The 16,611-nt window shown below is 58.5% G+C and carries 13 protein-coding genes and 1 pseudogene; 11 read left to right on the forward strand and 3 right to left on the reverse strand.

What is annotated here, in order from left to right:
- Positions 1-2: 2 nt before the first annotated feature.
- Together Q5H92_RS20070 and Q5H92_RS20075 are read right to left on the reverse strand one after the other, a co-directional pair.
- Complete coding sequence (locus tag Q5H92_RS20070; RefSeq protein WP_305013341.1) at positions 3-656, reverse strand: LuxR C-terminal-related transcriptional regulator; 654 nt, start codon at positions 654-656, stop codon at positions 3-5.
- A gap of 262 nt (positions 657-918) precedes the next feature.
- Positions 919-1,797: a S24 family peptidase gene (locus Q5H92_RS20075; RefSeq protein ID WP_305013342.1), complete on the reverse strand. Its 879-nt coding sequence runs from the start codon at positions 1,795-1,797 to the stop codon at positions 919-921.
- 99 nt (positions 1,798-1,896) lie between these two features.
- Here Q5H92_RS20075 and Q5H92_RS20080 point away from each other — a divergent pair, with 99 nt between their 5' ends.
- The 8 genes and pseudogenes from Q5H92_RS20080 (at position 1,897) to Q5H92_RS20115 (ending at position 6,307) form a co-directional block, all read left to right on the forward strand.
- Positions 1,897-2,178: a hypothetical protein gene (locus tag Q5H92_RS20080; RefSeq protein ID WP_305013343.1), complete on the forward strand. Its 282-nt coding sequence runs from the start codon at positions 1,897-1,899 to the stop codon at positions 2,176-2,178.
- A gap of 3 nt (positions 2,179-2,181) precedes the next feature.
- Complete coding sequence (locus Q5H92_RS20085; RefSeq protein WP_305013344.1) at positions 2,182-2,469, forward strand: DNA-binding protein; 288 nt, start codon at positions 2,182-2,184, stop codon at positions 2,467-2,469.
- A pseudogene (locus Q5H92_RS26715) lies at positions 2,466-2,885 on the forward strand (DNA cytosine methyltransferase); the annotation flags it as partial. The gene Q5H92_RS20085 and the pseudogene Q5H92_RS26715, both read left to right, overlap by 4 nt.
- A 49-nt stretch (positions 2,886-2,934) precedes the next feature.
- Entirely contained in the window at positions 2,935-3,336 is a 402-nt protein-coding gene (locus Q5H92_RS20095; protein WP_305013346.1) for a hypothetical protein, read from the forward strand.
- Positions 3,337-3,421: 85 nt separating this feature from the next.
- The gene (locus Q5H92_RS20100; RefSeq protein WP_305013347.1) at positions 3,422-4,420 is read left to right on the forward strand and encodes a hypothetical protein; all 999 of its coding nucleotides are present in this window, start codon (positions 3,422-3,424) and stop codon (positions 4,418-4,420) included.
- Positions 4,413-5,153 carry a hypothetical protein gene (locus Q5H92_RS20105; RefSeq protein WP_305013348.1) on the forward strand — a complete coding sequence of 247 codons (741 nt, stop codon included), beginning with the start codon at positions 4,413-4,415 and terminating at the stop codon, positions 5,151-5,153. Before Q5H92_RS20100 ends, Q5H92_RS20105 begins: the two co-directional genes overlap by 8 nt.
- 7 nt (positions 5,154-5,160) lie before the next feature.
- The gene (locus Q5H92_RS20110; RefSeq protein ID WP_305013349.1) at positions 5,161-5,553 is read left to right on the forward strand and encodes a VRR-NUC domain-containing protein; all 393 of its coding nucleotides are present in this window, start codon (positions 5,161-5,163) and stop codon (positions 5,551-5,553) included.
- Positions 5,546-6,307 (forward strand): DNA adenine methylase, encoded by a 762-nt coding sequence (locus Q5H92_RS20115; RefSeq protein WP_305013350.1) that lies wholly within the window; start codon positions 5,546-5,548, stop codon positions 6,305-6,307. The genes Q5H92_RS20110 and Q5H92_RS20115 overlap by 8 nt, the downstream gene beginning before the upstream one ends.
- Here the strand turns inward: Q5H92_RS20115 and Q5H92_RS20120 are convergent.
- Complete coding sequence (locus Q5H92_RS20120) at positions 6,304-6,612, reverse strand: hypothetical protein (protein ID WP_305013351.1); 309 nt, start codon at positions 6,610-6,612, stop codon at positions 6,304-6,306. The genes Q5H92_RS20115 and Q5H92_RS20120 overlap by 4 nt on opposite strands.
- A gap of 95 nt (positions 6,613-6,707) precedes the next feature.
- Here Q5H92_RS20120 and Q5H92_RS20125 point away from each other — a divergent pair, with 95 nt between their 5' ends.
- From Q5H92_RS20125 to Q5H92_RS20135, 3 genes are all read left to right on the forward strand, one after another.
- Positions 6,708-7,160 (forward strand): very short patch repair endonuclease, encoded by a 453-nt coding sequence (locus Q5H92_RS20125; RefSeq protein ID WP_305013485.1) that lies wholly within the window; start codon positions 6,708-6,710, stop codon positions 7,158-7,160.
- Between the two features lie 66 nt (positions 7,161-7,226).
- Entirely contained in the window at positions 7,227-10,322 is a 3,096-nt protein-coding gene (locus tag Q5H92_RS20130) for a hypothetical protein (protein WP_305013352.1), read from the forward strand.
- A gap of 10 nt (positions 10,323-10,332) precedes the next feature.
- On the forward strand, positions 10,333-16,608 hold the full coding sequence (locus Q5H92_RS20135) for a DEAD/DEAH box helicase (protein WP_305013353.1): 6,276 nt from the start codon (positions 10,333-10,335) through the stop codon (positions 16,606-16,608).
- The last annotated feature ends 3 nt before the right edge of the window (positions 16,609-16,611 follow it).

The following is a 16,611-nucleotide window of genomic DNA, read 5'->3' on the forward strand; positions in this document are numbered from 1 at the left end:
GCCTATCCGCGACGCTTCAGCGCCAAAGCCAATAGCTCGCCTTTCGAGTTGACGTGTAGCTTGCGGTACACCGACCGCAAGTGGTTTTTAACGGTGTCTGTGGTGATACTGAAAGCATCTGCAATGAGTTTATAGCTGAGACCTTCCTCTACAGCCGTCACAATTTCCTGCTCGCGCGGCGTGAGGCGGTCCGCGGCCGCGGCCGCCACGGCCACCGGGGGCTGCCGCCGAAAGGCCTGCAGCACGTGCCGGGCCACCGCCGGCGACATGGGCGAGCCCCCTGCCGCCACCTCCAGCAAGTGCGCTTTGATAACGGGCAGCGGGGTGTTTTTCACTAGGTAGCCCACCGCCCCGGCGCAAATGGCCTCAAACACGCGGGGCGCATCCGTGAACACGCTTAGCATGAGCACCTGCGCTTCCGGCAGCTTGGCCAGAATGAGCGGCAGCCCCTCAATGCCCGAGCGCCCCGGCAGGCCAATGTCGGAGAGCACGAGGGCGGGCGGAATGCCCAGCGTAGGCAGCTGCCGGAAAAAATCCTCCATCGAAACGGCTATCAGCACGCACTCAAACTCAGGCTGAGCGCAGAGGTACTGTTGCAGCATTTCCCGAATGGGCGTCTGGTCTTCGATGATGGCCAAGGGGAACCGAGTTTGCATGGGCCAAAAGTAGGCGCCCCCGCCACGCCGCGCTATGACACGAAAGGGGGATACGCCGCCCAGTGGCGGGCCGCTTCGGAGCGGCCCGAAACACAAAGTCCCAAACGCGAAAAACCCGGAAAACAACCTTCACCAAGTGAAAAGCGGTTTTCCGGGCTTTAAAAAGGGAGCCGATTATTGGACTCACACCTGTAACAAGGAGCACTCGGTAAAACCCGTATAATCAACCGCTTGCACGATGGTAAGCGGTAGCTAATTTTCGTTAGGTAGCGCTAGGGGTGCTGTTTTCAATTAAATGCCTCCGAACCTCGCCCCGGTCAAAGCCCAACTGCTCGATAACCTCCCATAGCCGTTCCACGGTGATATCGGGTGCGCTTGGGATGTAGCTGGACACATAGCCCCGCACGCGCCACAGTTCTATTATGTCACGGGTTTCCATGCCATAGGGCAAGCGGTGCGGGTTATCTGAATGCAACAGCACTTCGTCGTCATTCGCCCGCAGCCGGTTTTTAATTCGCTTCAGCATCACCGATTCGGGCGTGACTACCACATACACCTCACCTGGCTCCAACAAGCGCAGCTCATCGACCCGGGTAGCTATGACGATATCCCGGTGATTGATAGTCGGCGCCATACTGTCGCCGGCCACTTCAAAAGCCCGAAATTCACCCCGCTCGAAGCCAGGAATTTTATAGGTGCCAAACTGCTGCAGATACACGGCCTCGTTATGAGCCAGCGAGTACCCGGCTTGGGCCGGAATCGGCACCAGCACCGTGTTTTCGTTGCCCTTGTCGTCCACCGTCACCACGACCACCTTATCACCGCGCACCACTTGCTGTAGCGAGATGGCCGGCTTGGCCTCATCCGTAGCACCACGCAACATGGGCCCGGCACCCGTCAGCAGCCAATCGGCCGATAGTTCAGGAAACGAGGCCAGCAGGTCCACAATGGTTTCGTAGCCAGGCCGCACCTCGTTTTTCAGCAGCTTGTACAGCTTCGACGCACGGCCATACCCGAGGCGGTTATTCGCCTCATAGGTGCTCAAATTATAGTGCTCAAGCAGTTGCTTGATACGCCCGCCAGTATCGGTGTCTACGCCTGCTGGGACAACTTTTTCACGTTGCTGCTCAATTTGTTCCATAATAATGCGCTAAAAAGCGTACACTTTATGCCAAATACGCGCACTTATGTGCGTTAATTGCAGAAGTATTACGCACAAATATACTAAGCGCATAACAAAATGCAACTAACTGCAACCAAAATTGACGCACAAGAAGATAAAAGCGTCACCATCCGCGCTCTGATTGCCAGCCTTGGCAAGCGCACCAACGTGGTAGCCGATGCCCGCAAGCGCCTCCATGACGCTGGCCACGAGTACACCACGTCAGCTATTTACAGCACCATCCAGCGCAACGGCAGCAACAACCCAACCATCGCCGCCGCTCTGCTCGATGCCATTGAGGCTGCCCAAGCTGAACGCCGCAGCATTGACGACCGCCGCGCCAAACTAGCCGCCGCATAGCCCATGCAAACCGTCGTCATCATTCCCGAACCGGAGTGGCGGCAGGTTCTGTGCCGCCTGGAGAAGCTTGAAGAGGCCGAACAGGCCCGCGCCGTGGCCACCACCGCCAAGCCCGACGAAGTGCTGAGCACCAAAGCCGCGGCCGAGTACATCGGCCTGTGCGCCGAGGCGCTGCTGCGCGCCCGCCGAACTGGCCGCATTACCGGTGTCCGGCTCAATGAGAAAGATTGGGGGTTCCGCCGCTCCGTCCTCGACGCCTACCCCCGCCGCTACCACCGCGCCGCGGCATGAGTTCGGCTGCCCTTACGCACGGAGCCCTTTGCAACGGCATTGGTGGCTTCGCCCTGGCCGCGCAGCGCGCCGGCATCCACACCGCCTGGACCTGCGAGATAGACCCGTTCTGCAACGCGGTTAGTCGCAAGCATTTCCCCTACGCCCACCAGTACCTGAACATCTACGATGTCCACCACCCGCCCCAAGTTGACATTATTTCCGCCGGCTACCCTTGCCAGCCCGCCAGCTATGCCGGGAAGCGCCGAGGCGCGGAAGATGACCGTTGGCTCTGGCCAGAAGTGCGTCGGCTTCTTGCACAGTGCCGGCCCCGCTGGTTTCTTGGTGAGAACGTTGCTGGACACCTCACGCTGGGCCTCGAAGGTGTGCTTGCTGACCTGGAAGCCGAAGGTTTTGAAGTCTGGCCGCTTGTACTTCCAGCTTGCGCCGTCGACGCCCCGCACCGGCGCGACCGGGTTTGGATTGTTGCCCACGCCTACCACCGACAGCCAATACAGCCGCCGCAAGCCCTACGCCCAGGGCGGGATGCCGCTGGCCCTGGCCGTGAAGCTGCTCCCGACCCCGATAGCCAACGACGCAGCCAACCCAGCGGCCTATTCGTCCCGCCTGCTCAAAGCGAAGGCCCCGGGCCTGGCCGCCGAGATAACCAACCGATTGATGCCGGCCCCGGCCACGACCCCGCCGACAGCCTGGGATGGGTATTTACTCAACCCCCGCTTTGTCCTGGAGATGATGGGCTTCCCGGCTACCTGGTGCGACCTGACGGAAGCCGAGATGAAACAGGTGCGCCAGCAGATTCGGGCCACCGGCAAAAAGACCCGCGCCATTGGGCCCGCAACACCCTCAAAGCCGCTGGCAACGCCCTAGTGCCCACCATTCCCGAGCACTTCTTTCAGTTCATAGCCGACTACGAAGCCGGCCGGACACCCCGCGCACCGGAGGGCGGCCAGCCGTGAACTTCATTCAGCACACCCGCGCCGCGCATTACCAACTGGCCCAGCAGCCGGCCGCCACGCCGCACCACGTCAGCCTGTACTGGGCCCTGTTCTTCGCGTGGAACGCCGGCTTCTTTGAACACGGCCTTGACCTTGACCATGCCGCCGCCATGCAGGCCGCGCACATCGGCAATGAACGCACCTACCGCGCCACCCTGCGCGACCTCGAAGCCTGGGCCTTGCTCAGCTACCAGCCCAGCCATTCCCGCCACCAGCCCAGCCGCTGCTACCTCACCGACTTATCGGGGGCAAAAGTGCCCGAAGTAAAGCCCACTACCAAGGGCAAAAGTGCCCCCGGTAAAAGCAATTCACCAGGGGCAGAAGTGCCCGAACCGGTTGGGGCAGAAGTGCCCCCGGTAGGCCGTTTATCGGGGGCAGAAGTGCCCGAACACTCCTTATATGATAAAACAGGAAGTGTTAAAACAGTACATCAAAACAGTGCCGCCGCTCCGCAAAAAAAAAGAGGGGAGAGGTTCCAGGGCGAAGAACTGTCAGAAGCACAGGTACTCGATGCCGACCAGCCGCCGTCCGGCGCAGCCCCAAAGAAAAAAGTTGCGACAAAAAAGAAAGGGTTACACGCCGACACCATCCGCGCAGCTGCCACCGCCGCCCGCGACGAGCCCCGCCGACGCGGCCCGCTGCCCGAGCTGCCGTTCCGCCAAGCGGCCATCTACGACTTCGAGGCCTTTACCGCCGCCTTCGTCGGCACCGACTACGCCCTGGCCGACCTGCGCCATTACCACCAGCTCGTCGACAACTGGCGCGACAAGAAAACCGGCCTGCCGCCCCTGCGCCGCGATTGGGTAGCCACCTCCAAAAAATTCATGCTCAATGATGCAGCTGACAACCGCCTCAAACTCGCTCCCGGAACCCAGCCCCACCACCCCAGCCAGCCTGCCCCCGACCCCGGAACACGGCCTGCTCCAACTGGCTACCGCTCCAAGTACGATGCGTGAGCTGGCCAGCACCTCCAGCCCCGAGGCCCGCGCCCTATTGGCCGAGGTGTCGGTGGGCCTCACCGTGGCCCAGGCCACCGCCGCGCCCAAGCTGTTCCAGCTGCGGCACCGCCTGGGCGAAACCGTGCTTATCAAGCTGCTGGTCGTCATGCTGCGCGCCTTCGTGGACTCGCTGCGCGTGCCCGATAAGCCCGACACGGCTGACATTCTGGAACTGGCCGACACGCTGGCCTGCACCTACACCCACGACAGCCTGAAGGATATTATTCTGGCGCTGAAGGAGGCCCGCACCAAAGGCACCAAATTCTACCAGTCGCTCGACGTGAGTACCCTGTACCGGCTTATCCAGGAGTATTTCGAACGCAAGGCCGCCTTCCTCGAACACCGCCACCTCGACCAGAAAGCCAACGGGGCCAGTACCCAGGCCGCCGACGTGAAGCTGCTCGGCGACGTCGCCCCCCGGATGCTTGAAAACGTGGCCCAGCGGATTCCCGACGACCACCCCAACGCCGAAGGCCTGCGCCAGAAGCTCACCATTACCAACGCCCGGGCCCGCCGCGGCCTCATCACCCCCGAGCAGGCTGCGCAGCAGCGCGCCGAGGCCCGCAAGGCCACCGAGCGCAAGCCCCGTCAGGACTGGAAGCCCGGACCCGAGGCGCAGAAGCAGATGGACAGTCGGCACCGCGAGGAGAACCGCCGGATGATGGAAAAATACCGTGTTACACAGCCCTAGCCCGCCCATGATAGCCCGCAAACACGACCAGCTGCCCCTCGATTTCGGTACCCTCAAAGCCGGCGAGATAACCAGCGCCATCATTGCCTACCTCACCAAACACGGCTTCAAAGTATGGCGCCAGAACACCACCGGCATCTACGACACCCAGACCGGCCGCTGGAAGAAAAACCCCCAGGGTTGTAACGGCGTGCCCGACATCATCGGCTTCCGCCTCGCTGACGGCGTGTTCGTGGGCGTCGAAGTGAAGGCCGGCCGCGATACCCTGCGCGACGACCAGAAGCAGTTTCTCAACGAACTGAAGCAGGCCCAGGGCCTGGCCTTCGTCGCCTACAATTTCGCTCAGTTCCAACAGTCGTTCGAGGGCCGGGGCCTTCACCTGCAGCACCGCCATGATTAAACTTCCCACCATCAGCACCTACTACGGCGGCAAGGGCAGCAGCGGCACCTGCCAGAAGATTATCAACCACGTCCGGCCCCACGACACCCTGATTATTCCCTTCCTCGGCAACTGTGCCCTGACCCGTCAAATCCAGTGGCCTGCCCAGGTCATCGCCAACGACCTCGACCCCTACATCATCGACCAGTGGCGCAACGCCGAGCTGGGCCCGCGCCTCGACCTCTACAACCTGCCCGCCCTCGACTTCCTGGCCACCGTGCTAAAGCGCCCAGACCTCGGCCGGGTAGTCATCTACTGCGACCCGCCGTACCCGCTCGACAGCCGCAAAAGTCAGCAGTTGCACTACAATTTCGAGATGACCGACCGCGACCATGAGGAACTGCTAACGGCCATCCGCTTCCTCCGCGTCGACTGCCTGGTGAGCACCTATCCCAACGAACGCTACGCCCGGCAGCTCAGCCACTGGAACCGCACCGAATTCCAAAGTCAGACCCGCCATGGCGCGGCCACCGAATGGCTTTTCTACAACTACGCCCGCCCCGAGGTGCTACACGATGCCCGATTCGCCGGCGACGACTACCGCGAACGGGAGTACATCAAACGCAAGGCCGCCCGCTGGGTCGCCAAATGGAAGCAGCTGCAGCCCCACGAGCGCCAGCACATCCTGCACGAGCTGATGCAGGAAACCCGGCCCGACCTGATAACTATAGCCAGAACCGCCACTGAGGCGGACAGATGCAGTCCACAGCATTAGCTTAAAATTACCAATACCGGCCCCCGCAATACCTCGTCATCATCACCAGCGTCTGACCCGATGCCGCTGATTTCTGCTAGAACCGACATAGCAGCATGGTTTTGTGCCCCCTCATAATCAAATACTGAGTACATAAGGTATCCTTCACCGCAGGCCAGAACATCTACCAGGGCGGGCATACAGCCCAGCAGTTCAGAAGCGCGAACGGCATCTTGAACCACCTGGCCGCTATCCTTATCCACGCTGAACCCATTAGGTGCAATATCCTCTGACGGTTGACCAGGCTGGTATAGGGTGACTCTCATTTCTATTGATTTATGCTTTGGTCTGCAAGGTAGCCCGTGCAGGTAGCAAGGGTGAAATTTTGCACAATCAGCCCTTGTCTTGTGTTGGTGTAGGCATGGCCGATGTTCATACCAAAGAGACTCGAAGCTTCAATATGTCTCGCATCAGGGACAAGGATACCAAACCGGAGATGCTTGTGCGAAAGTACCTGCATGCCCAAGGCCTCCGGTTTCGCTTGCATTACCCCGGCCTACCTGGTAGGCCTGATATTGTACTGCCGCGCCATCGAACTGTGGTCTTAGTACATGGTTGCTTTTGGCACGCCCACGACGATAAGCCATGTTTTCGCCTTCCATCATCCCGTACCGAGTGGTGGCAGCGTAAGCTCGGTCATAACAAAGCCCGCGACTGGCAGCAACAGCGTGAACTTGTTCTATTGGGATGGAGAGTAATAGTCGTATGGGAATGTGAATTAAAATCAATTTGCCGCGCTACTACATTGAATCAGTTAGTTAAGCAGATAACGCGACCAAATGATGAGGTAATAATGGAGATTAGTTCATGCTAGTCTAAAATATGTTTTAGTTGTGATTCGTGTGGCTACTTTGGACTTGGTTTCCACACTTTGCCCTACATGAATTACATCTACTGGAATAAAACTGTTGCAGATTTTATTTTTACCTCAACCCGCGCCGGCCAGGAAGTTTTCCTTTATTTAACGGAAGATGACCTCATTCAAGCCCTGAAAAAAACGGCTGGCCAGCCTAATGCTCAGCTGCTAACTACCCAGCTTGCCGCACAGGAAGACCAAGTCATAATCGCAGATTTTTGGCAGGCCATGAAAAGCGGGCCGTTATTTTGGCGGCCGACTAGCAACCACACGACGCAAGAATACTGGCAGGGTGGGAGCGGGGCGCAGGGAAGAAGAATCCGGGTTGCGCCAATAAACCCAGCTCAGGCGGCCAAATACGCCTATGAAGACTGGAAGAGAGCCCCCCTGTCCGGTCAAGTGTACGGTGGCCGTAAATTCTACTACGAGCAAGGAAGTTCAACGCAAACCGTGCCGTTGCATTTGTTATACCTGGCTTGTTTTACCATGCCCTTCAGCATGGTAGATGCTCCTGAGCAAAGTGCTAGTTACTACGAGATTTGGCGCAAATTTTTCCTTGACCGCGGCCTGATTCGCAGCAGTTCTGATTTCCCGAGTAACACACTCACGGAACTAAGAAGTGCCTGGCCCTCTATGTGGGAAGAGCTGGCGCGTTGGAGTCAGCAGGAACTCGCAGGTGAGCGGGGGACACTAATGGCCAGGCAGTTGGGAGGACATGCTTATGTGGGGTGGCCCCAATCCCAGTGCTTATTGCCGCCTGCTGTGCTCAACCGCTTGCCACGTTTTTTTGCCCACCACAACTTGTTGCCTGGCAGCCGGATAACCGCTGTCGAAATGCACAAAATGTTGTTGGCCGGGCCATTGCCACTGCCAGCTGCCGCTCACAGGGAACTGCAAAAAGATTCCCCCCTTGGCAAAGCTCTGACCGACATTGTAGCCCGCAAGCTACAAGCGTGGGGAGGTAACACCAGCTACCGTGAACGCAAAATTGTTGTCCGCCAAGGAGTTGAGCAGGTAGAAGAAGTTTTCCACCGGGGCATTACCTATGGCACCCTGCTTCCCTTCCTGCCAATAGACCTGGCAGAAAGTGAAACCATTACTTGGTCATATCGCCTCTCCATTCGGACGCCCCTGCCCGAGAACCTGACCATTGCCGTTCACGGCCAGCCATCCCAAATGGTGGAGCCGGCTTCTGCCGAATGGTCGTGTGAACTGCTCGGAATTTTGCCCCGCACTGCCCTGCAGGAATTTTCCGATTCCCACAACAAGTGGATACTGCGCGCCAAACTCAACCCGCTGCAGGTCTTTGTTCCTGGCGGGCGCTATAATTTCCATCAGCAGTGGGTGCCAATTCCTACCTTAGAGCAAGGCACCGAACTGCTAATCTTATGTGAAAAGCACTTGGCCAATGACGTTCGGCAACTCGCGCAGGCCGCCAACTCATACCAAGACTGGTCAAATTTTGCGGGCCTGCCTGCCACACACAGCCTGTTCTGGTTGAGCAATCTACCCAGAAACACCACTGCGCTGGCCGGAGTCCAGGTGCCCACCGAAACCTACATCCGGGCGCACGGAGGGCTCGATTGCGGCCACCGTTCCTTTCTGGCTGCTTCGCCCCCCACATTTCGGCTCATCAACGGCGCGGTTGGTCAGCAACTCGGTTACGCCCTGCTTCCTGTCGGCTCACCCACCAGCCTTCTGCCCGACACCCGCGCCGCGCACGACCAGGGCGCTTGGCGGCTACCGCACGATTTGCCGGTTGGCGAACAATTTCGAATAGTTGGCATCGGGACCGCCGACCTCCAAACGCTGCCATTCCGGTTGCAGGAGCCGGCATTGCCCACCACTTACCAAGTGCCACTACGTGGCCCCCGGGGCGAAGTAGCCAACCCTGATGAAGCAGTTGTGTACAACGGCACTTGCCTGATTGGTCCCAAAACTCAATTGGACCCCTTGCATCGGAGAAATGGGGACATCAGCTTTCAGTTCGAGCCTGCAGCTGCTTTTGGTCACCTTGCGCCCCCCACCAATTCTTTCCCGCAAGAGGATTTCGGCGGCATTCCCAACGACCTGCTGTTGCACTACCTATCCAGTGTGGGTAAGCTCACCAACCAAGAGTTTGGCGATGCCCTGCAATCTATTCACGATGACCGACGACTGGCTTGCCCCACCCACTACCCCACACCCACCACCGCCGACCGCCAAGCCGCCTTGCGCCTGTTCAGCCAACTGGGCTTTGGCGACTACGATTCCCTTGCTGGAACTATTCAGGTGTTACCGCCTGCTTTGCTTCGCCTCCCCATCGCCGGCAATGCCGCCCGCCGGATGCTGCTAACCGGTGCCCGTACTCCGCAACTGCTGCGCCAACTCCGGGAAGCGGCCGACTCTCTTGGCATTCAGGTGACCATAAACAGCCAGTACGACGGCCAAACCATCGCGGAAAACTTGACTGGTCTTACGCCCTCACTCCGCGAAGCCACCACACAACCTTTCCGGCTGCTGCTACCCGACCGGGTCGAGTTATTGGCCCACGGTTCGCCCGCCCAATTATACGGCGACCAGCAACTAAAAGCGCTTGCTACTCAATGTGGCATCCAATTCTGTGGCGATATTGTACAGGCCAATCTGCTGAACTTCTCCGGCAGTCTCCGCGACTACCACCAAGCTCTTGTAGAGTATACCGAAGAACTGCCGCCCGATTGGAAACAGTCGTGGTTCGACCCTCAAACACTCAGATGGCAACCGGGAACCGGTGACCGGTCTTCCTTCTGCCTAGTTGAATTCGAATACCGGGTTTATCGTCGTCAATGCTTCCTCTGGCAAAACGGCAAGCCATACGTCGTGGACAAAAGCTGGGGCCGCTACCTAGTACTTCAGCACGCCAACAAGCAGGTGCTTTACTACAACCGGCGAGACCAAGTGCTGAAGGTGCCCGCAGCCGTTCCTTTTCCCGAGCTGCCCGCGCGCGCCATTGCGCTGCTCAGCGGCTTTGCTCCAACGCTGGAATGGAACGAGAGCGAAAAACGGCGCTACAACGTGTACCAGACTGGCAATACACACAACTTATTGTACAACCGCCTTCCCAGCGTCCTTGGGCAGCAAATCCGCGAAATCTACTAATTCCCCCAGCATGAACGACCCAATTGGTTCCTTCGATACCATTCGCAATAATTTTATTCGCTACGTCGAAACGGCATTCCGCACCAAATTTGACGAACCTGGCGAATTTGAAGACCAGCGCAATCAACTGCTACACGAGGACGGGGTTCTCTACCGCCAGCCGTGGGTCGAGCCGCTGCCCGAATACCAAAGCAGCAACAAAACCGTAGCCCAGCTTACAGCTGCCGACCTTCCAACCCTCACTCCGGCGCAAGGCGACTTGTTCCGGGGGCTCATTCAGGCCGGTCTGATTGATAATCCCGGCATCGAACTGTACCAGCATCAGGTCCAGATGTTGGCTACCTCGTTGCAGCACAAGCATTGCGTCATTACCTCCGGTACTGGTTCGGGCAAAACGGAGTCTTTCCTTTTGCCCTTATTAGCGCAAATCACTAAGGAAATTGCCCAGTGGAGCCCCGCCAAGGCCATGTCCGGTTCTGCCAAGAATTGGTGGTCTGGGGCTCACCGGCTCCCAGACGGCCAAGTTGTTGACCGCAACAGCCTTTCGCCCAGTGGCCTGCGCCCCGACGTGCAGCAGCGCGGCCACGAGCGCCGGCCCGCTGCCGTGCGGGCGCTCATCCTATATCCCATGAACGCTCTGGTGGAAGACCAGATGACCCGCCTGCGCCGGGCTTTGGATTCCGATGACGCCCGCCACTGGTTCGATACCAATGCCCGTGGCAACCGAATCCACTTCGGCCGCTATACCGGGGCCACTCCCGTAGCCGGTGCGCTGCGTAAGCCTAATAGTGCTGGAACCGGGCTTGTTATAAATGCAATTAAGGTGAACAAACTGCGCGACGAGCTGACCCAAGCCAGCGACAACGTCAGCGCAATTACCGAATTCACCAGCCAGCCCGCCAACCAGAACCGCCGCAAAGACCTCCTCTCGTTTTTCCCCCGGCTCGACGGGGCCGAAATGCGCAGTCGGTTCGATATGCAGGAGTCGCCGCCTGATATCCTCATCACCAACTTCTCCATGCTCAGCATCATGCTGATGCGTGCCCTCGACGGGCCTGTGTTCGATAAAACACGCGACTGGCTAGCAGCTGATTCAAGCAATATCTTTCACCTCGTCATTGACGAGCTACACCTCTACCGGGGCACTGCCGGCACCGAGGTATCCTACTTGCTACGCCTGGTTCTCGACCGTCTGGGACTGAGTCCCACTCATCCCCAACTCCGCATACTGGCCAGTAGTGCCTCACTTGAAACCGAGGGCCAAACGGGTAAAGACAGCCGCCAGTTTTTAGAGGATTTTTTCGGGGTGCCACCTAAAGCCGACGGCACTTCATCTTTTGAAATTATCAAAGGCCAGGAAATTGATGCCAGTACCCCCGCCCAAGGCCTGGCGCCGCTTCCCCTGGCACCGTTTGCCGCCCTCGCGGCAGCTTGGGACACTGACTCCGAATTGACCGATGAGGCAGCGGCTACGGCGGCTGCGGCGCTTATCAAGTCTCCCCCCGTCACGCCGGTACCCGCCACGGGCCTGGAAGCCCTGGCTAATAGCCTCTGGTCGGCCGAATTGAATTTACGCGAACGGCTCTACAGCGCCTGCCGCGTCACCGATGCCGAAACCGGCCGCACTAAGCTGCGGGCTGTGCCCTCCCTGCCCGCCCACGGCGATACCCTGGCCCCTGGCTTCCACTACCTGGCCGAATCCCTCTTTGGTAACGGTCATTCTCAGCAACAGCTTCACGATGCTCTGCGAGGTCTTTTTATTGCCCGTGGTGCGTTCGAAGGCAAATTCCCAGTGGCCGAGAAAACAGCCCGCAATAGCTCTCGCAGCCTGCCACGCTTCCGTTTTCACTTCTTCTTTCGCAATATCGACGGCCTCTGGCTTGGCTTGCCTGGCCCCAGCCATGACGTAACGGGCTCTGACGGCAAAATCACGCGACGGCCCTACGGCGAACTGCTGCCACATAGTGCCTTGCAAACGACCACCGGCCAGCATATTCTTGAAGGCTTATACTGCGACCGTTGCGGCACCGTATTCTACGGCGGCACCCGCCTTAATTGGTCATTGCCCGGCTTCACCGACGGCAGCAAGTTCCAAATGCTCAACGTCAGCCCTGACATTGAAGGAATTCCCGAAAAAGCTGCTGAAACTTTGGTCGAGCGTCGCAGCTACGCCGACTACGCCGTATTCTGGCCCAAGGCAGACCAGGAATTTGTAGCGCATGAGCGAGCTAAGGGCAACCCCGACTTTTGGAAGCAGCCCCTCATTCGGGGCGAAGCGGTGGACAACGAGGCCTACTGGCGACCTGCCCGCATCGACAGCCGAAGCGGGCGCGTAGAGACTGGCGAAAACTTTCCCGCCAACCCCAGCTCCGATGGTCCCGATTGGATATACGGCCGCGTGTTTCGCATTGAGGGCATCCCCAGCCCGGAAGCGGCCCAGCGCCTGCGGGCCATGCCGGCGGTATGCCCTGGTTGCGGAGCCAACCATGAATTGGGTAAGTTTCGCCTCAGTTCGGTGCGCGGGTTCCGCACTGGTTTCGGCCAAACCAGCCAAACCTTCGCAAAAGAACTGCTGCTGCAACTGCCCGCTGGAGCCGACACCCTCAAGCTAGTCGTCTTCTCCGACAGCCGCGACGACGCGGCGCAGGTTGCCAATGGCATCGAACGCAACCACTACGGCGACTTGCTCCGCGAACTGCTGACCCAATACCTGCAACAGCAGCTGGTAGCAGGCGCCGAGCTAGTAACAGTTATTTCTAACCCTTTACTGACAGCTGAGGAGTTTGAGGAAATCCGAAAAAAACAGCCTGCTCTTGCCGTAAAAATCCGCACCTGGGTGCGCCGGGTAAAAGATATAGCCAGTCCATTCGAAGATGAACGACTGGAGGCGCAGGAGGCACAGCGCCAGCTTGCACTTCTCACGCAAGGCACTGTCTCCATCCGAAACCTGGCGCAAGGGCTTGATGTAGTAGGCCAGACCCCAACCGGTGGCGGTGCATTGCTGCGCGAGTTTCTCAAATTGGGGGTTAATCCCGGCGGGAATGATTTGGAATTACAATTCCTGGATGCGCAAAACCACCAAAACCCTTGGTACGAAGGTGTGGATTACACTCAGCCTGAAAACCCCAAGTGGAACGGTGTTCACGCCGGTTTTACTGACCGTGTTAGTGCCGGGCTTTCTTTACGCATTGCCGAGCTGCTCTTCCGCCGCCTATTTTATTCATTAGAAGCCTCGGGTTTGGGCACTCCCGTGGTTCGTCCCGAACCCACCCCCGCAGCTCTGGCGGCGTTGCCCGCTTCGCTGCAAAAACACGCCTCAGATTTGCTCAGTGCTGTGGTACGCATCCTCGGCGACAAATACAAATACGCCGGTAGTGAATACCAGCGCGACAACCAGAACCCGCTACAAAATGCCAGGGACTTTCCCGCCGCTGTAAAAAACTACCTAAGCGAAGTTTGTCTTCTTCACGAAGGGCCTGGTGCTGACTGGTACGACGTGGGCGAATGGGTTCGGCAGCAGTTGCGCCGCGCCGCCGATGGCAGCTTAGCGGCTATTGATGCGTTCGGAAACGTGGACGTTATCAATCTCTGGCTGAAAGCCGCTAACGCCACCGACCCTTATTACAAATGCCCTACCTGCCACCGCGTCCACCTGCACCGCGCCGCTGGCATTTGCACCAGTTGCCGTCGTCCTTTGCCCGCTACCCCTCACACCCGCGCCGGGGTGCCGCAAACGTGCGAGCACTTGTGGGAGAAGAATTACTTGGCTTACCACGCCGCATTGCACCCGCGCCCATCCATTCGTCTGCATTGTGAAGAACTTACCGGCCAAACCGATGACCAGTTTGAACGCCAGCGGCATTTCCGCAACGTCGTGCTGGCCGCCGACGGTCCGGCCCAGGTCCGGCAAATAGACTTGCTTAGCGTTACCACTACCCTGGAGGTCGGGGTGGATATTGGAGCGTTGCAGGCGGTGATGTTGGCCAACATGCCACCTCAACGCTTCAACTACCAGCAGCGCGTGGGCCGGGCGGGCCGGCGCGGGCAAGCGTATTCCGTCGCTTTCACCTTCTGTCGGGGCCGTAGCCACGACGAATACTACTTCGCCAACCCACACAAAATCACCGGCGACGACGCTCCTACACCCTTCCTGGCCATCGACCAGCCCCGCATTCTTAAGCGAGTACTGGCCAAAGCTGCCCTGCGCGAAGCTTTCGCCAGCGCCCAAGCAGCCGCTGGAGGCGTCCACGGAGAATTTGGGGGTACAACCGAGTGGGAGATGTACCGTCCCGCCGTAACCGACTGGCTACAAAACCAAGGTAGTGCGTGGGCCGCAAGCATTCTCGCCGTAATGTCCGGCCCTAAAAATGCTCACTTGGTGCCTGGTCTCACAGCCTGGGTAGGAGATACTAATGAGGGTTTATTAGCTGATGTCGTTCGGGTAATGAACAGTAATACCCCTGGCGAAAACACCGCTGACAAACTCGCGCAAGGCGGGGTACTGCCGATGTTCGGAATGCCCACCGCCGTGCGTAATCTGCAACTGGGTGCGCGTCGTAACCGGCAGGGCCAATGGAATCTGCCTGTTATCGACCGCCCGCTCGACATGGCCATTTACGAGTTTGCCCCTGGCTCCCAAAAGCTCAAAGACAAGTTCTACCACCAGGCCATTGGTTTCACCTCAGCTCTTGACGAAAAAAACGTTGCAGGCGGCGGTACCACCGTTACTAACCAAGACGAAGGCCCCTTCCTGCTCCGCCGCTGGATGCTGACCTGCCCCACCTGCTATTACACCAAGACTTACCAGGACGAAGCCAATCCTGACCAGCGCATTGCTCCGCCCGAAGCGGAGTGCCCGGCCTGTCACGCCACTTTGCTACCGGCCGAAAATAGCGTTAGCTCTGCCCATATTTTCGAGGTTGTTTCACCCCGCGCCTTCCGCACTGACTATGGCCCCGGCCACGACGACCGCGAACAAACCGACTCCTCTACCCAGCGCCCGCCGCTGCTAGCCGAATCTAACCCCGACAGCGCCCCCGCAGCCGAAGTCTCATTGGGCAATGGCTGCGCGCAACTGGCCGACGACGACATCACTTGGCGCTTGAACAAAGGCCCACGTGATGCTTTCTTCGCTGGCGAACTACGTAATAATTGGCAGGAACGTAAAATAAATGGGTCTCCGTGGACGCACCAGCAGTGGTTGGCGCGGGAAGATGGCCCCGAGCGGGTAGCACTGGCGGCCAACAAGAAGACCGAAATTTTACGGCTGTATCCCACGGCCGTACCCATCGGTCTCAACCTTGATTTTACGCAGGCTACTGGCCCGCAACGCGACGGCTTAAAAGCAGCCTACTATTCCGCCGCGTTTCTGTTGCAGCGGGCAATTTCCGACGAGCTTGACATCGAGCCTGACGAAATTGAAATAGGTGGCATTACGCAAGTGCGCCTTAACGACGACCGCCGCCTAGACCCCATGGTAGGCCAAATTGTCCTCAGCGATGCCTTGCCTAACGGCTCGGGCTTCGTGCGCCGCCTGTTCGAACACCTAAAAAGTCGTTCATGGAAACTTGCGGAAGAAAAATGGTTCGTTGAATATAAAAACGACTATAAACCATTTTATTTCAAGAAGCTAAGCAACATTCGTTGGTTTGCTCCATTAAAGGTGTCTAAGAGTATAAGAAGTAGCACCCTTCTAACCGAGATATTAGAAGGCGGTCCTGCCAGTAGCTACCTCGGCACCATTCACAGCGCCCAGCACCAAGCTTCTTGCCCCAGTGCCTGCTACCAGTGCCTAATGGGCTACCGTAACATGAGCTACCATGCCCTACTCGATTGGCGACTGGCACTCACTCTGCTCCGCCTTCAGCGCGACCCGGAATACTTAGTTGGTACCGACGGCCAGTTCATGACGCCGGAGCTGAATGGTTGGCTCGAATTCAACTACCAGCAATTAAAAAACTTTGCGGACAGCTTCTTCGCTACTCCAAGCACACCGGGGCAAATTCATTGGCTTACCCCCAGCGCCGGCCCCGCTCTGCCCGCCCTGGCTTGGGGGCCCGGCCAACGCAACCTGGCGATATTGGTCCATCCTCTGTGGGATTTACGCCATCCGGCAGAAGGCAGCTGGCTAACCGAAATAATTGCCATTGCCCGTACCAAAGTGGCTGGGCAAGCGGGCGGCCAATTGCAGTTCATCGACTCCTTCAACCTGGCACGTCGCTCTGGGCAGTGCTACCAGTGGCTCCGGAGTAGTGGCCCAGCTGGTCAGCCTCACAGCTTAGTATAAGGT

Source organism: Hymenobacter mellowenesis, assembly GCF_030581005.1.
Classification (GTDB): domain Bacteria; phylum Bacteroidota; class Bacteroidia; order Cytophagales; family Hymenobacteraceae; genus Hymenobacter; species Hymenobacter mellowenesis.

Coding starts and splice junctions, on each gene's coding strand:
- Q5H92_RS20135 (WP_305013353.1), top strand. CDS start 10,333: ATGAACGACCCAATTGGTTCCTTCGATACCATTCGCAATAATTTTATT.
- Q5H92_RS20075 (WP_305013342.1), bottom strand. CDS start 1,797: ATGGAACAAATTGAGCAGCAACGTGAAAAAGTTGTCCCAGCAGGCGTA.
- Q5H92_RS20115 (WP_305013350.1), top strand. CDS start 5,546: ATGATTAAACTTCCCACCATCAGCACCTACTACGGCGGCAAGGGCAGC.
- Q5H92_RS20070 (WP_305013341.1), bottom strand. CDS start 656: ATGCAAACTCGGTTCCCCTTGGCCATCATCGAAGACCAGACGCCCATT.
- Q5H92_RS20125 (WP_305013485.1), top strand. CDS start 6,708: ATGGCCGATGTTCATACCAAAGAGACTCGAAGCTTCAATATGTCTCGC.
- Q5H92_RS20080 (WP_305013343.1), top strand. CDS start 1,897: ATGCAACTAACTGCAACCAAAATTGACGCACAAGAAGATAAAAGCGTC.
- Q5H92_RS20085 (WP_305013344.1), top strand. CDS start 2,182: ATGCAAACCGTCGTCATCATTCCCGAACCGGAGTGGCGGCAGGTTCTG.
- Q5H92_RS20105 (WP_305013348.1), top strand. CDS start 4,413: ATGCGTGAGCTGGCCAGCACCTCCAGCCCCGAGGCCCGCGCCCTATTG.
- Q5H92_RS20130 (WP_305013352.1), top strand. CDS start 7,227: ATGAATTACATCTACTGGAATAAAACTGTTGCAGATTTTATTTTTACC.
- Q5H92_RS20120 (WP_305013351.1), bottom strand. CDS start 6,612: ATGAGAGTCACCCTATACCAGCCTGGTCAACCGTCAGAGGATATTGCA.
- Q5H92_RS20110 (WP_305013349.1), top strand. CDS start 5,161: ATGATAGCCCGCAAACACGACCAGCTGCCCCTCGATTTCGGTACCCTC.